Origin of the sequence: Oscillatoria salina IIICB1, assembly GCF_020144665.1 — a bacterium.
Classification (GTDB): domain Bacteria; phylum Cyanobacteriota; class Cyanobacteriia; order Cyanobacteriales; family SIO1D9; genus IIICB1.
On record NZ_JAAHBQ010000011.1, the window covers coordinates 91,075 to 106,041 of the forward strand.

Consider the following 14,967-nt stretch of genomic DNA (forward strand, 5'->3'; position numbering starts at 1 on the left):
GGGGTTATCAGTTACCAGTTATCAGTTACCAGTTATTAGTTATCAGTTATCAGTAAAGATTGGAGATAACAAGCAATTAGCGAATAAACTGGTCGGGTGATAACTGTTAAATGCGGCTAAGTGCTAACTGTTCGCTGAAAATTACTTAAACCAAGGAATTCTGGTATCCTTAGCTAGTTGTTGGGAAACTTGATAAGCACCAAAACGATTGAGATGGCTGGGATCGGAGAATAATTCGTATTGAGTAGACCAACGCTGAGCGTAGTCAAGGAAAATTAAACCACGATCGCTGGCTTCTGCGAGCATATGAGTGCGAAATTTTTCTTCGTACTTGGTTCTTACTGGGTCAAGATATTCGTTAGTTAAAGGTGTATTGACGAAAACTAGCTGGATTGAGTGAGTTTGGAGAAAAGTGAGGAGTTCATTGAGAGCGGTATATTGTTGACCATCTAAGCCAAAAGAATCATAATCGCGATCGTGAGCGCCAGTAACTCTGGGATGATTTTGATAGTATCTCTCAGGATCGAAACGAACCGATAGAGGTAGGAAACCATCATAATCAATCGAGACCAATTCTGATTCGGAGTTAGTAATTGCTAAATTCAGATCGGTGTAAGGATTAAGGAAAGGTAATTTTACGCTGTCGAGTAAGTCTTGTCGTAACCAAGTTTTAAGGAGTTCGCGTTGAGGGTAGAGGGAAGATAATTTTCCCAACGAGCGATTGACGATCGCTTCACGATCTTGAATAGTAGTAGCGAGAAAGTTTTGTGAAGGACGCGTCAGTTGGTTGTTAGACTTGAGAGCAGTCAAATCTTCGCCATGCAATTTTTGATAAGCAGCAGAAGTTGCGATCGCTTCGTAGGTGCGATCTTCTCTGGAACTATTAAATGCTCTCGCACCATCAGCCCAAATTACTAGTTTTGGTAGTTGTTTTGGGGTCAAAACTCGGCGCAGTAATAAGTCTACAACTTGTGCAGTTGCACCATTAATACCAAAGTTAAATACTTCGATGTTTGAGTAGCCTTCGGCGGCTAAAGCTGTTTCTAATGCTTTAGGATCGACTCCTCGCATAGCGCGAGAACTACCGACAATGAGAACATCCGGAGGACCTTCTTGAGCTACTCGTTGTTGATAAAGCGCTAATTTTTCGTCTACCAATCGATTGTTAAAAGAAGGAATATCCGATCGCGCTGCGGCTAAAATTGCTGCGGTTTTACCATTATTTCTCGAATCTAACAATGAGTTATTATCTTGCCAAAATTCGATTTTACTTTCTCCGGGACGAGTAAAACCACGAGCATCGAAATCAGTTTCTTCTTGTTGAGATAGGGACGAGGTTTCGGGAATATATAGTTCAGGTAAGGAGTTTTCCGCCGCCGTATTTAGCTCAGAGGAAACTGTAATTGATTCAAGGCTATTACCGACTAACCAATCAACGCTAGCTGCCAGTAACAATCCCAGAATAGCCCAGACTAAAGTTAATTTTAGTGATGGTCGTGCCGTAAAACTAGTTTGGAGATCGCGATCGAGATTGCTTTGGGAAAGAGAACGAACGAATAAACCCGAACGACATAACCAATTGCTTAACGTTTGATTGACTTGTTCATACCAAAGGAGGCGAAAGCGATCGCGTTTTTGTGTTGGTGTTGCTTCTGGTGTAAATGTAGCTACACCAGCAGAAACTTTAGTTTTGGTACTATTGACTTCAGGAGGAACAGATTGAACTTCTTTCGCCGAGACAGCAGGTTGGCGTTTGCGACTGAGAAAATCAACTCCGTAACTCCATAAAGGAGAAGATTGACCAGATCTGCGTCCGTAAATTCGTAAACCAGCCAAACCAGGAATTGCTAATTGGCGAAATAAATTTTCTACCTTTTTGATTACTTCTGCTTTTGGCGGACAGATGACTGCTTCAGTCATCACGTGTAATAAATCTTGTTTGCGGCAAAGTTTAGTTCGTACGCCGCCAGTAGCTAAACGATAATCTAAATCCGGATTGAGTAATTTTTGTAAGAGGAAACTGAGTGCTTCTCGATTTTCCTGTCTGGCTAAATCAAAGATAGAAGTTTCCCCACGATGATTGTTGAACTTGAGCCAATCAATCCAAACTAAAGTATCTTCACTATTCGTTGAGTGTAAATGTGGATTTTTGACACCATAAACCGTGTATGAGGTTATTCCTTGAGGAGCGAGATCCTCCAAAATTGGTGCAATATGGGTAAGTATCAGATGTTTATCAGGAGCAATACCTGAGTTTCTCGAAACCCACCGACAAAACAAATGCAAAGTAGAATCTTTGACATTAGCACGCACTTCAATATCGAGAGCAGCTAAAGAGAGATTGAGCAAGCGAGTAATTGCCTCTAGATCGCCCCATTTTGCCCAATCAGCGAGCAGATCCTGTTTGCGAGTCAAATCCACCAGCAACACCCAATCGGGAGCCGCTTCACCATCAACTTGAGAACGGATGACTGCTTCGCGAAAACCGACTAAATCTAAATCTCGTAACCGTTTGACAATCGGTTCAGCGAACAGATGAGGATCGAGACTCCAGGGACAATTGCAAACCAACCAGAGACGCTGCGAAGCACCACCATCAGGTAGTTTTTGCACCAACGACTTAACACTCACACCCCACTGAGAAAGAGATTCGCTCAGATAAATGGCGATCGCGTTTTTATCTCCCAAACGTGCCAAACTTTCGTAATTAGTAATAGTCGTTTTTTCCTCCCGATCGTGATTTCCTGGCAATTTTTGCTCATTTTCACCTTCTGGGAAGCCAGAGGATTTTGACCTTAGCCGAGCTAAAACAATTGGCTCTATCCACTCAGGACGTTTTTCAGCGACTGCTTTGCCATAAATAATGACCCGATGAATTAAAATTTCACCAGTCAGCGATTGTAGGATATCACTTCCTTGTGAGGACTTAAATACCTCAACTAATCGAGGTACAACTTGAACTGCTGGCGGACATTGGGAACCTTCACAAAGAATGTGTAAATTATTACCCCTAGTCCGCACCCGCAAACGTATTCTTATAGACAAACCAGACTCTTTGAGTGTCTGATAGAGCCACTGAGAAAGTGATAATTGAGTCCCACTTGAATTTCTCCGATCCAGATCCAACATCGTAATTTGGCGATCGCGCTTTTTTATCTAACAATGAAAACTCCGCTCACATGATATAAGGATTCTGGTTATCCTGCCTAGATAAATCACTTTGGCGATTGGAGCGGGAAATAGGCAAAATCTTGTTTAACCCAGAATTCTCAGCCAAAAAATTAATTATAGTTCTAAAATTTTTTACCACCCCCAGAAGTTTTTCCGCCGTAGAGTTTGGCGATCGCGCTTTTAAGAGTACACTACAAATGCAATTAACTTACCCAAGTTATGAGGAGAAATTTGTTTGATGTCTAATTCCCAGTCTCCACTCCAGCTAGAAATCTGCTTAAGTTTGGCAGCAACGCCCTTTCTCTTGAGTATGATGGCAATCCGAGGATTGACCCAAGCACTTACCGATCTCGGCATTGCTTCTGAAGAAATCTTTCGCGGTGAGATTCTACCTGTACTGCATTTTCCTAATCCGGAAGTTCCAGAACAGTAAAGAAGACGACTCTCTCCTGACACTGAATCGCGCGATCGCCGTGTTCCCTTGTCGATCTTAACAAGGAAATGTTTTTGCTTCCCACGCCAAGGCGCTTGACAATCTCCCCAACTTACCCATACTAGCCCAAGCTAAACGCTGATAGGTTCGCAGTATCCTCAAGAGCGACAAACTTCCGAGCAGGGCAAGGGAATGGTACGCTCCTAGCAGCATTAAGTTTTTTTATTCAGTGTCAGGGGAAACTGCTGAATTAGAAATAAACCTTTAAGATCGGAAAATTGTAACTTAGGTAAGATTGGGTATAAACAGGTATTATGAGTTTTCTTCTTTCTTCCTCAGAGCAGGAATTTAAGGTTCTTTCTACTTCAGAACTTTTTTTACGCCATCGTCTTAAGTTAGTCGAAGATTTGTGGGAAGTGGTACTGCGCTCTGAGTGCGGTCAAGAAATGGTCGATTTACTGGGGCAGTTGCGATCGATGTCTTCTCCAGAAGGACAAGCAACCGATCTGCCTCAATCTTCTGTTCCTCAGTTGGTAGAAAGGCTCGATCTCGAAGCTGCTATTCGTGCTAGTCGCGCTTTTGCTCTTTATTTTCAACTGATTAATATCGTTGAAAAACATTATGAACAAAGGGAGCAACGGATTTCCCGACGAAATGCTCATCAAAAATTAACGACGAAGAATGCCAAATTAACTAATGGTAGGGCTGAGCAATCGCCAACTACAAAAGAAGTGGCGCAAGCTAACGAAGCGCTTGGCACTCCTGGGATCGATATGCTCGAAAAAAGTTGGCAGGATAGCAAAGGAGCCAATAAAAAAACCGGAACTTTTGAATGGCTATTTCCTTATCTCTACAAGCTGAATATGCCTCCGGGAAAAATTCAGGAGCTATTAGATAATCTAGACATTCGCTTAGTGTTTACGGCTCATCCAACGGAAATCGTCCGTCACACAATTCGCAACAAACAACGACGTATTGCTCGGATTCTCAAGCGACTCGATCTCGAAGAGGAGCAGTCATTAGAAGATTCTCAAGCATCTAATCAAGAGTTAACTACTTCCTGGGAAACAGACGAAGCAATTCAACAATTGATGGAGGAAATTCGTCTTTGGTGGCGCACTGACGAACTTCATCAGTTTAAACCGACTGTCTTGGATGAGGTGGATTATACTCTTCACTATTTTCAGGAAGTGTTATTTGAAACCATTCCCCAATTGTCGGTATTGCTCAAACAAGCTTTGGGAAATTCTTTTCCTGGTTTGCGTTCCCCGCGCAATAACTTTTGTCAATTTGGTTCTTGGGTAGGTGCAGATCGAGATGGAAACCCTTCGGTAACTCCTCAAGTTACATGGGCAACTGCTTGTTATCAGCGAGAATTGGTACTAGAAAAATATGTCAGGTCGATTAAGAGTTTGACAGATTTATTAAGCTTATCTCTTCATTGGAGCAATGTTCTGCCAGAGTTACTCGATTCTTTAGAGCAAGACAGATTGTTGATGCCGGAAGTTTACGAACGATTGGCAATTCGCTATCGTCACGAACCTTATCGGCTTAAATTAGCTTACATCCAACAGCGATTGGAAAATACTCGCGATCGCAATCGTCGTTTGTCGGAACAAGAACCTCATTTTCCGCAAAAATCGGATCTCAATCCGAAATGCTTTTATGCTTCAGGAAAAGATTTTTTAGCTGAACTGCGCCTGATTCAACGCAATTTAGTGGAAACTAATTTAAGTTGCCGCGATTTGGACAATCTGATTACTCAGGTAGAGATTTATGGCTTTAAACTGGCGCAGCTAGATATGCGTCAAGAATCTTCTCGCCATTCGGAAGCGATCGAGGATATTGCTTGCTATTTGCAACTAATCCACAAACCTTACAATGAGTTGAGTGAATCTGAAAAATCGCTCTGGTTAGCAACAGAATTACAAACTCGTCGCCCTCTAATTCCTGCGGAATTACCTTTTGCGGAGAGAACCTGCGAAGCGATCGCTACTTTCCGGATGCTACGACGACTACAGCAAGAGTTTGGGACGGAAATTTGCCAAACATATATTATCAGCATGAGTGAGGATGTTAGTGACGTTCTGGAGGTGCTGTTATTGGCAAAAGAAGCTGGACTTTACGATCCAGCAACGGGAGTTAGTAGCGTTCGCGTTGTTCCTCTGTTTGAAACGGTGGACGATTTAAAACGCGCACCTAGTGTGATGCGTTCTTTATTTGAATTACCTTTGTATCGAGCTTGTTTGGCGAATGGATACGATGGCGATGGAGAGCAAAAAGCTCCTCTACAACCGGCTAATCTCCAAGAGGTGATGCTGGGTTATTCGGACAGTAACAAGGATTCGGGTTTCCTCAGTAGTAATTGGGAAATTCATAAAGCCCAGAAAGCTTTACAGAAAGTAGCTTCGGAATATGGTGTGAATTTACGGATTTTCCACGGACGCGGTGGTTCGGTGGGACGTGGTGGCGGTCCGGCTTATGAAGCGGTTTTAGCCCAGCCGACAGCGACGATTAACGGGCGGATTAAAATTACTGAGCAAGGAGAGGTTTTAGCTTCTAAATATTCGTTGCCAGATTTAGCGCTGTATAACTTAGAGACAGTCACCACCGCAGTGATTCAGGCTAGCTTATTAGGAAGCGGTTTTGATGATATCGAACCGTGGAAAGAGATTATGGAAGAATTAGCCACGCGATCGCGTTGTGCTTATCGTTCTTTGATTTACGAACAGCCTGATTTTCTCGATTTCTTCCTCTCGGTAACACCAATTCCAGAAATCAGTCAACTGCAAATTAGTTCTCGTCCTGCTCGCCGTAAAAGTGGTAAAAAAGATTTGAGTAGTTTACGTGCTATCCCTTGGGTATTTAGCTGGACTCAAAGTCGTTTTCTTTTACCCGCTTGGTATGGAGTCGGTACTGCACTTCAGGAGTTTCTCAATCAAGAACCTGAAGAAAATTTGAAGCTCCTGCGTTATTTTTATTTCAAGTGGCCCTTCTTTAAAATGGCAATTTCTAAGGTAGAGATGACCTTAGCTAAAGTGGATTTACAAATGGCTAAACACTATGTCCAAGAACTTTCGCCGCCAGAAGATTTAGAGCGTTTTGAGCGCGTTTTTGAGCAAATTGCTGAGGAATATCGCCTCACCAGCGATTTGGTTTTGACAATTTCCGGTCACAAAAAGCTCTTAGATGGCGATCCAGATTTACAGCGATCGGTACAATTACGCAATGGAACCATTGTTCCTTTAGGTTTCTTGCAGGTTTCTTTATTAAAACGGCTTCGTCAGTACACCAAAGAAGCTGCTTCTGGTGTAATTCATTTCCGTTACAGCAAAGATGAGTTATTACGGGGAGCGCTGTTAACTATTAACGGTATCGCTGCGGGAATGCGTAATACTGGTTGATTTAGTTGATGCGAACAACTCGAAAGGGATTTTTGAGTTCCCTTTCGAGCAATCAAAACCTGAAAAGCGCGAGATTCTCAATTATAAACAGGCAAGGTAAAATGAAAACAACTGCCACCTGCCGAAGCAGTATCTACCCAGATTTGACCGTAATGCGATCGGACGATCTGACGGCAAAGAGAAAGACCTAAACCGTATCCTTCTCGATCTTCATCTCGCTGAAGACGGAAATGTCTCTCAAAAATGCGATCGCGCTTTTCTTCTGGAATTCCCGGGCCTGTATCGCAAATACTCACTTGAATCTTTTGGGTCGTCCGGTGTAAAATCGAAACTTGGATTTTCCCTCCTTCTGGAGTATACTTAATCGCATTTTCTAACAGATTAATAATAACTTGGCGAACTAACTCTTGGTCAGCATAAACAGCAGGAAGATCGTAAGGTAAGTCGGTTTCTAGCTTTTGCGATTTTTTCTGGAATCTTTCTTGATATTCAGCCAAAATTTCTTGACAAAGATTCTGTAAATAGAGTTGGTGAGGTTCAATCGTTAATTCAGCACTTTTACCCTTCGACGCTTGGAGAATATCCGAGATCATTCTTTCCATAATGCGAAACTGGTTGCAAGCTTGCTGATGTAACTGCTCGGTTAAAGCTCGAAAACGTTCGTTGGGCTGGTTTTGAACTATTTTGATTGTTTCCACAGCAATCGAAGCGGCGGTAAGAGGACTGCGGAGATCGTGTGCTAACATTGCTAGCACTCGGTCTTTAAAATTTAATTGCTCTTCGAGTTCTTCTTTTTCTTTTTTGAGGCGAAAAATTTCTTCAGATAAGCGAATGAGTTCTGCGGAATAGCCAAGGGAATTACTTTTTGTGGGGTCTGATAACTCACCTGCTGCTTGTTTTTCCTTAGCTTCTTCAACACTAAGCTGCCATCTAGACCACCATTTTTGCAGTTGAGCAACGAGATTGCTTCCTGCTAGAGTTTGCCTTGGTTCAGGACATATTTTGACTAAAGCTGGGGTGGCTACCAATCGAAAATGCTCTGCTAGATAAGGCTGCTTCCCCACATCAATCACCTGAAGCTCAAAGGGATATTCGGCTTTCAAACTGTCTAGATAACTGCGTACTCGCCGGATATGTTCCTGAGAACCAGGACGCTCGTCAATAAACAGCAATAGTTGAAGCAACCCTGCTGGGGTATAACTATTTTGTTCTAAAGCTACCTGCCTGCCATTTGATTGTTGCACTGGAGAGTAATACTGATACGCTGAAACCAACTTAGAAAAGCCCCTGAAAAGGACTTGAAGCCAAGATTTAATATCTATTTTATATTTTTACCTCAAATGTGGCGAGAATACTCCTGCGACAAATAATATCATCAGAAAAATAATGAATTATAACACATATTTTTGGTTATCAAAGCCAGGATTTTGAGGCGATTAATACCACCTCAAATCAGGCGATCGCGCCCAAAGACACTCATTGCTGATTCAGCTAGAGCTTCGCATCCATTAACTTTCTTATTTTCGCATTTTCGTAATAAAATCTTAAGATAACATCAAAGACATCCTGCCTGCCTTGGCACAGTATTCACTCTCCAACCGAAAAACAATTATGGCTCTTGGCTACGTTGCCCTCGTACTTCACGCCCACCTACCCTTTGTCCGACATCCGGAAAGTGACTATGTTTTAGAAGAAGAATGGCTTTTTGAGGCAATAACGGAAACTTATATTCCTTTGTTGCACGTTTTTGAAGGACTAAAGCGGGATGGAATTGACTTTAAAATGACGATGAGTTTGACACCTCCCTTGGTGTCAATGCTACGCGATCCGCTCTTACAAGAACGCTTTGAGCAACATTTATCCAATTTAGAAGAACTCGCACAACAGGAAATCGAGCATAATCAGCATAACGGTCATCTGCGTTATCTCGCAGAGCATTATGCTCAAGAATTTCAGGCGATTCGTCAGACTTGGGAAGGCTACAACGGAGACTTAGTTACTGCTTTTAAACAATTTCTCGACAGCAACAATCTGGAAATTATTACCTGTGGTGCTACTCATGGCTATTTGCCATTGATGAAGATGTATCCCCAGGCAGTTTGGGCGCAAATTCAGGTGGCTTGCGAACATTACGAAGAAACTTTCGGTCGTCCGGCTAAGGGAATGTGGTTGCCCGAATGTGCTTATTATGAAGGTTTGGATCGAATGCTAGCGGATGCTGGCTTGCGTTACTTCCTCACTGACGGTCATGGCTTGCTATATGCTCGTCCTCGCCCTCGTTTTGGCGCTTATGCACCGATTTTTACTGAGGCGGGAGTAGCTGCTTTTGGTCGCGACCATGAGTCGTCTCAACAGGTATGGTCTTCTGAGGTAGGATATCCTGGTTCGCCAGAATATCGGGAATTTTATAAGGATTTGGGCTGGGAAGCAGAATACGAGTACATTAAGCCGTATATTATGCCTAATGGTCAGCGCAAAAATACGGGTATTAAGTATCACAAGATTACTAGTCGGACTGCGGGCTTATCGGATAAAGAATTATATGACCCTTATTGGGCAAGGGAAAAAGCTGCGGAACACGCGGGAAATTTCATGTACAATCGGGAACAGCAAGTTAGGCATTTAGCGGGAATTATGGGGCGATCGCCAATTGTGGTTTCTCCTTACGATGCTGAGTTGTTCGGTCACTGGTGGTATGAAGGTCCTTGGTTTATTGATTATCTGTTTCGTAAGTCTTGGTACGATCAAAATACTTTTGAAATGACTCACTTGGCTGATTATTTGCGTCGGGAACCAACTCAGCAAGTGTGTAAGCCTTCTCAGTCGAGTTGGGGTTTTAAGGGTTTCCACGAATATTGGCTGAATGAAACTAATGCTTGGATTTATCCTTATTTACATAAGGCGACGGAACGGATGATTGAGTTAAGCTGTCGCGAACCTGTTGATGAGTTGGAGTGGAAAGCTCTTAATCAAGCAGCGCGAGAGTTACTTTTGGCACAGTCTTCGGATTGGGCGTTTATTATGCGTACGGGAACGATGGTTCCTTATGCGGTTCGTCGCACGCGATCGCATTTGATGCGCTTTAATAAGCTCTATCAAGATCTTAAGGTCGCTAAGATTGATTCTGGTTGGCTGGAAAAGGTCGAAAAGATTGATAATATCTTTCCCAATATTAACTACCGTGTCTATCGTCCTTTGTAAGCTGGGCGGCTATTTCACCAACTAGGGTGGGCAACAAGCCTACCTTTTTTATTTCTCACTCTAGACTATTGACGAAAATTTTTTTGCCAACTCAAACTAAAAGTGATGTATATTAGTTTACTAATTGAAATTGCATCTACCTATAGCATGAGATCTGATAAAGTTAAAAATTAAAGCAAGTTGTTTCTCTTTCTCAGACTGTTCTAGGAGTGAAACAACTCGAACTAACGCTAATCTTCTTGCTCTCCCAATCGAAGTCTATTATTTACCGATCGCTAGAAAACAAGCAGAAAACCGAATGCTCCAAAAATCTACTTACCAAACTCTAGGAATAATTGACCAAGCTATACAGCGTTTTCTTCAAAAACTCAATCCTAACGAAATTCTGGCTTTGGGAGATACATCTAATCTTCAAGCAGAATTGCGCCAAGTTGAACGCAATGGCAAGATTGAAATTAGACCTGTTGTCGTAATTGAATGTGAAGGTAAAGCTCATCGCTATGCACTACTTTGTTTGAAATCACGTTTGTGTGCAGCTGCAACCGCAGTGGGTATTCCTAGTATTTGCTTGTCTGTAAATGGGGCGAGCGATATAGGATTTTTTTGTGACTAATTATTTTTGAGATCGAGCGCGATCGCTCCTCTACTATTCTTAGAGTGGAATAGTTGAGGGGCTTTTTGCTGTTTCTATATTAAGTTTTGTCAAGAAAGATGAGAAAACTTATTTTTTCCACAACTTAAATCTTCAATCGACAGAGATTTTCGTTCTCAGGTAGAGCAAAGAAGCATCAAAAGCCTGTAATTCTCTGACTCTATGGTATAATTAGTGACATGACTCACAAGATCTACTTTTGTCCTGTCACCTAAATATAACTGCTATCTCACGTCTCCGTGATGACACTCTTCACGAAAAAAAGGCGATAAGATTCAACCTCAACTCTCTACGAAATCACTCAAAGATTTTGCTGGATGCCCGATTATATAAGTGGTTTGTCGATTAATCGGGAGAAAAAAATGGAAATGTTTAGTGAATTTTCTTTACCAGTTGGCAAAGGACAACAAGCTGATGCTGATAGAGATAATTCTCCACCCATGAAGCCTTTAGAACTTAATATTTCGGTGCTAGAAATTTTGTTGTCAGCAACATCGTTAGAAAATAACTACTATAGTTGGTCGGACGAACAAAAATTAAAGCACCTGAAGCGTATTAAAGAAGCGGCGCTGAATCTGAATGGTTTGTTTAGTAATTTATCCCAGTCTTAGTTATACCTCTAGATTGAGTAACCAATGCCGTAACGGATTTACGATTGTTAGGGCAAGGAGAAAAAGATGATTAAATCTTGGATGGTGATTGGGGGTGTGACGCTTTTGGTTGCTCTCGGTAGCAATCTGGTTACGCCGGATGGCGTTCGTTGGTTTAAGCGCCAGCAACGCCCTCGTTGGTTGACATTTGAGTGGGCGATTCCCTTTATTTGGACTTTTATTTTTATTTGTGGCGCTTGGTCTGCTTATATTATTTGGGAAAGCGATCCCGGAACGACTGAGACTTGGTTATTGATGGGTTTTTATTTGCTTTTGGAAGTAGCGATCGTTGCTTATACACCTGTTATGTTTGCCCTTCGCAGTTTAAAAATTGGTACGATTGTTGGTGCTGTGGGTACGGTTTTAGGTTTAGTTTTAACTCTGATAGTTCTATCTATTTCAGGCTGGGCGGCTTTGTTATTATTGCCTTATCTACTTTGGAGCCCTGTTGGTACTTATACGACTTGGGAAATGATGCAGTTAAATAATATTGATTAAATTTAATTTGATTCAAACTTTCTTTGCTAACTATCTGCTTGCTTAGAAAAGAAAGTTTCTGGTCAAATATCCACCGTGAAGCCCACGGTGGTTTGTAGAGAACTTAATTCCTTGCTCGCTGGAAAAATTGCTTTTTTCCACGCTCTACTTAATCAATTCCAGCTTTTAGTAGATTTTAACGGAAACGCTTTTTACGCCGCGCGATCGCCTTGCGCTTGCGCTTTTCGATGGGAGTTTCGTAGTGACGGCGACGCTTGATGTCAGCAAATATTCCTGCTTTTGAGACTTGACGCTTAAAGCGACGTAATGCCGATTCAATGTTTTCGTTTTGTCCGACAACCACTTGGGTCATACAGTATCTTACCTCCTTTGTGAATTTACTGTTTTTGAGTGGTGATTAATAATTGGCGAACTTAGACAAGAAATTTAGCGTTGCTTACTTTTTCCTTTAAGCTACGAGAGCGAAAGCGAATTCAGCAACGCGATCGTTTATCCTGATTGCATTTTTTGCCAATCAGTCAGAATTTACAATATAGCTTTAAAGCTTAAAAAAGTCTACCAATAAAAATTTTTACTCAACAATCATCATAGCGTAAAAGGGAAAAAGAATCAAGAAAAGGCGTTCCGATCTTGAGAACGCCAGCAAGATTTTCGTGAGAGAGTTACGGAGAATCTCATCACGATCGCCTGGAAACTACTTTTGGAGATTTTCCATTCCAGAGACTACTTTCGCCGAGTCAATGCGATCGCCTTGTTTAATGGTATCGACAACATCCATTCCGTCAGTGACATAGCCAAAAACCGCATAATCGCCATCTAAGAAAGCTAAATCGGACAAAGCAAAGTAAAACTGAGAAGAAGCCGAATCAGGCATTTGCGAACGAGCCATCGCGATCGCCCCGCGACTATGCTTCAAAGCCACTGGGGGAGCGGAAAAACCTGCCTGTCGTCCCAAAGCCTTACTATAAGTAGGTTCTTCTTCACCTTCAAGCTGAATTTCCAAAGGAATGTAACGAGGTCGAGAAGTTTCGGGATCGACAAAACCACCCGTACCAGTACCTTGAGGATCGCCACCTTGAGCGACAAAAGGTTGGGGATCTTTAACAACCCGGTGAAAAGTTAATCCATTATAGAAACCTTTAGAGACAAGATCGACAAAATTACCCGCCGTGATCGGAGCATTATTGCCATCCACCTCAATAGTAATTGGCGAACCATTAACGGTCATCTCCACCGTGGCTGTACCTTCGAGTCTGGGTAAATCTTTCATTGTTTGATTGCTAACTTGAGTTGCTACGGGTAAATCTGTCTGCGTTGTCAAGGAAGAATCTGAATTAGCCGATTGGGAAGTACAACCTCCCATAATCAGTCCCCCAACCGCGATCGCTACAAACAGCGATCTGAGTGAAGCCCATGCTACATTATTCGTCCGCAGTGGGCGGGATAATGTTGACCAAAGCTGATGTAAAATCTGCATTTTTTATACTCAACCGAATTGTTTACAATCCTTCCAGGGGTACTGACAAGAAGCGAGCTAGTTCGGCTCCTTGATTTTCCAACTCTGACAATGATAGCGGTTCTCCCACACGAGTCAGGGGAATATCGCGACGTTTTTTCGCCCGGAGATACAGCGAGCGCTTGGGATTAAGTCCTTCTTTGATTTCTGCTCTTACCGCTTGTACGTCTTCTAAGTTCAACTTAAGTTCAATGCGGCGGTTTTTACCAAAAAAACCCCAGCGAAAAATCGTTACTTCACCTGTTTCCCGATTAAACTCGTTGTAGCCACCACCCACATTCAAAAAGATGACTGTATACAGATACAGTGCCATTGCTGTACCAGCAAAACCATAGAAAGTGAGTGCAATACCTTGAGGGATAAATTGTAATTCGCTGGGATCGCTTACCAGTAGCAGATTGACTCCCAAATAACTCGAAAGCCCTGCTAAAAGAAAGCCTACCCCACCAATGGTAGAAATTACTGCCCAAAAGTAGTTACTGAAGCGACGAGAACCCAATACCTCTTGACGGAGGATCTTGCTGTTAGAAGTAGTTGCCTGTGCTGTCATGTTTAAATTTTGCCCAATATAAAATTTGAATCTACCTAGATCGATTCTGACATTCTCTGGAATCAAGCAAGAGAGAAAATCTCCGACTCGTTAGTGCGATTGGTACGGTAGCGCCAACAACCGCGCATCGGCGATCGCGATCGTTCCCCCAACCAAGATTTTATGAGGACAGATGTGTCAATTTGTAAAATTTCGAGCATAATAATTGAAAGTGGGTGAAAACTCCAGCCCAGATTTTCCCAATCAGGCTGGGAATTCTAACCCAACTTGTGATAATTTAAGAAAAGTTAACTTGTCACTCACTAAATAGCTAGTGAATGAGCAAGCAGAAACTACTCTCAAACAGCGTACCGCAAGGTCGGCGTAGCCATCGCCAGTCCTCTTTTGTGAATTAAGTGCAATTGAGGCAATGGGGAAATCGCCATCCCAACAAATAATGGTCAAGCTCGAACAATCTTCAGCAGAAAAAAAGTTGAGATGTTGGAGAAAGCCAAGAAAGCAAAGAAAAAGTTGGGTATAATTCATCAAAGTTGTTCAATTATTGGGAAAACCAAGCATTGTGACAAGCAACGGTGATGAAAATGTGAGTAGGGTAGTTCTTAGCAAATTAACACCTGTAAACAAGTGGTGGGAACACCCTTGGGAAAAACAGGAAAAAAGCACCAAGTTGGAATTAACAACTTTGGATAAGTCTTTTCAAGCAGGATAAAAACCTTCAGATTAAGAAATCTTGCAACTGATTCATTAAGCAAGAGGTTTTGAAAGTATGACAATAGCAGTCGGACGCGCACCAGCACAGAGAGGATGGTTTGATTCCGTCGATGACTGGTTAAAGCGCGATCGCTTTGTATTTATTGGTTGGTCAGGATTATTATTGTTCCCTTGTGCTTAT

The 14,967-nt window shown here is 42.2% G+C and carries 13 protein-coding genes and 1 pseudogene; 7 read left to right on the plus strand and 7 right to left on the minus strand.

Translation table 11 applies throughout. The features are described 5' to 3' along the window. Positions 1–141 precede the first annotated feature (141 nt). Complete coding sequence (locus tag G3T18_RS04325) at positions 142–3,045, minus strand: DUF1574 family protein (RefSeq protein WP_224409301.1); 2,904 nt, start codon at positions 3,043–3,045, stop codon at positions 142–144. 364 nt (positions 3,046–3,409) lie between these two features. Here G3T18_RS04325 and G3T18_RS04330 point away from each other — a divergent pair, with 364 nt between their 5' ends. Then, entirely contained in the window at positions 3,410–3,604 is a 195-nt protein-coding gene (locus G3T18_RS04330) for a hypothetical protein (RefSeq protein WP_224409302.1), read from the plus strand. A 314-nt stretch (positions 3,605–3,918) separates the two neighbouring features. Beyond that, the gene (gene ppc, locus G3T18_RS04335; RefSeq protein ID WP_224409303.1) at positions 3,919–7,008 is read left to right on the plus strand and encodes a phosphoenolpyruvate carboxylase; all 3,090 of its coding nucleotides are present in this window, start codon (positions 3,919–3,921) and stop codon (positions 7,006–7,008) included. Positions 7,009–7,085: 77 nt separating this feature from the next. Here ppc and G3T18_RS04340 read toward each other — a convergent pair whose 3' ends face one another. Then, positions 7,086–8,252: a histidine kinase gene (locus tag G3T18_RS04340; RefSeq protein WP_397333909.1), complete on the minus strand. Its 1,167-nt coding sequence runs from the start codon at positions 8,250–8,252 to the stop codon at positions 7,086–7,088. Positions 8,253–8,619: 367 nt separating this feature from the next. Here G3T18_RS04340 and G3T18_RS04345 point away from each other — a divergent pair, with 367 nt between their 5' ends. The 4 genes from G3T18_RS04345 to G3T18_RS04360 all read left to right on the plus strand — a co-directional run bounded on the left by G3T18_RS04345 (position 8,620) and on the right by G3T18_RS04360 (position 12,009). Then, positions 8,620–10,209: a glycoside hydrolase family 57 protein gene (locus G3T18_RS04345; protein ID WP_224409304.1), complete on the plus strand. Its 1,590-nt coding sequence runs from the start codon at positions 8,620–8,622 to the stop codon at positions 10,207–10,209. A gap of 298 nt (positions 10,210–10,507) precedes the next feature. Beyond that, complete coding sequence (locus G3T18_RS04350) at positions 10,508–10,822, plus strand: hypothetical protein (RefSeq protein ID WP_224409305.1); 315 nt, start codon at positions 10,508–10,510, stop codon at positions 10,820–10,822. Between the two features lie 356 nt (positions 10,823–11,178). Continuing rightward, positions 11,179–11,472, plus strand: coding sequence for a hypothetical protein (locus G3T18_RS04355; RefSeq protein WP_224409306.1), 294 nt, complete (start codon positions 11,179–11,181; stop codon positions 11,470–11,472). A 66-nt stretch (positions 11,473–11,538) separates the two neighbouring features. Continuing rightward, a complete protein-coding gene (locus tag G3T18_RS04360) occupies positions 11,539–12,009 on the plus strand; it encodes a TspO/MBR family protein (protein WP_224409307.1) in 471 nt (156 codons plus the stop codon). A gap of 175 nt (positions 12,010–12,184) precedes the next feature. Here G3T18_RS04360 and rpsU read toward each other — a convergent pair whose 3' ends face one another. The 5 genes from rpsU to G3T18_RS04385 all read right to left on the minus strand — a co-directional run bounded on the left by rpsU (position 12,185) and on the right by G3T18_RS04385 (position 14,600). Continuing rightward, complete coding sequence (rpsU, locus tag G3T18_RS04365) at positions 12,185–12,361, minus strand: 30S ribosomal protein S21 (protein WP_224409308.1); 177 nt, start codon at positions 12,359–12,361, stop codon at positions 12,185–12,187. Positions 12,362–12,703: 342 nt separating this feature from the next. Next, complete coding sequence (locus G3T18_RS04370; RefSeq protein ID WP_224409314.1) at positions 12,704–13,372, minus strand: peptidylprolyl isomerase; 669 nt, start codon at positions 13,370–13,372, stop codon at positions 12,704–12,706. Between the two features lie 136 nt (positions 13,373–13,508). Next, positions 13,509–14,075 carry a photosystem I assembly protein Ycf4 gene (locus G3T18_RS04375; protein WP_224409309.1) on the minus strand — a complete coding sequence of 189 codons (567 nt, stop codon included), beginning with the start codon at positions 14,073–14,075 and terminating at the stop codon, positions 13,509–13,511. Between the two features lie 62 nt (positions 14,076–14,137). Beyond that, a complete protein-coding gene (locus G3T18_RS04380; RefSeq protein ID WP_224409310.1) occupies positions 14,138–14,275 on the minus strand; it encodes a hypothetical protein in 138 nt (45 codons plus the stop codon). A gap of 43 nt (positions 14,276–14,318) precedes the next feature. Then, the gene (locus G3T18_RS04385; RefSeq protein WP_224409311.1) at positions 14,319–14,600 is read right to left on the minus strand and encodes a hypothetical protein; all 282 of its coding nucleotides are present in this window, start codon (positions 14,598–14,600) and stop codon (positions 14,319–14,321) included. Between the two features lie 241 nt (positions 14,601–14,841). Between G3T18_RS04385 and G3T18_RS04390 the strand changes: the two are divergent. Then, a pseudogene (locus tag G3T18_RS04390) lies at positions 14,842–14,967 on the plus strand (photosystem II D2 protein (photosystem q(a) protein)); the annotation flags it as partial.

Coding starts and splice junctions, on each gene's coding strand:
- G3T18_RS04355 (WP_224409306.1), top strand. CDS start 11,179: ATGCCCGATTATATAAGTGGTTTGTCGATTAATCGGGAGAAAAAAATG.
- G3T18_RS04370 (WP_224409314.1), bottom strand. CDS start 13,372: ATGGGAGGTTGTACTTCCCAATCGGCTAATTCAGATTCTTCCTTGACA.
- G3T18_RS04380 (WP_224409310.1), bottom strand. CDS start 14,275: ATGCTCGAAATTTTACAAATTGACACATCTGTCCTCATAAAATCTTGG.
- G3T18_RS04350 (WP_224409305.1), top strand. CDS start 10,508: ATGCTCCAAAAATCTACTTACCAAACTCTAGGAATAATTGACCAAGCT.
- G3T18_RS04330 (WP_224409302.1), top strand. CDS start 3,410: ATGTCTAATTCCCAGTCTCCACTCCAGCTAGAAATCTGCTTAAGTTTG.
- rpsU (WP_224409308.1), bottom strand. CDS start 12,361: ATGACCCAAGTGGTTGTCGGACAAAACGAAAACATTGAATCGGCATTA.
- ppc (WP_224409303.1), top strand. CDS start 3,919: ATGAGTTTTCTTCTTTCTTCCTCAGAGCAGGAATTTAAGGTTCTTTCT.
- G3T18_RS04360 (WP_224409307.1), top strand. CDS start 11,539: ATGATTAAATCTTGGATGGTGATTGGGGGTGTGACGCTTTTGGTTGCT.
- G3T18_RS04385 (WP_224409311.1), bottom strand. CDS start 14,600: ATGAATTATACCCAACTTTTTCTTTGCTTTCTTGGCTTTCTCCAACAT.
- G3T18_RS04345 (WP_224409304.1), top strand. CDS start 8,620: ATGGCTCTTGGCTACGTTGCCCTCGTACTTCACGCCCACCTACCCTTT.
- G3T18_RS04375 (WP_224409309.1), bottom strand. CDS start 14,075: ATGACAGCACAGGCAACTACTTCTAACAGCAAGATCCTCCGTCAAGAG.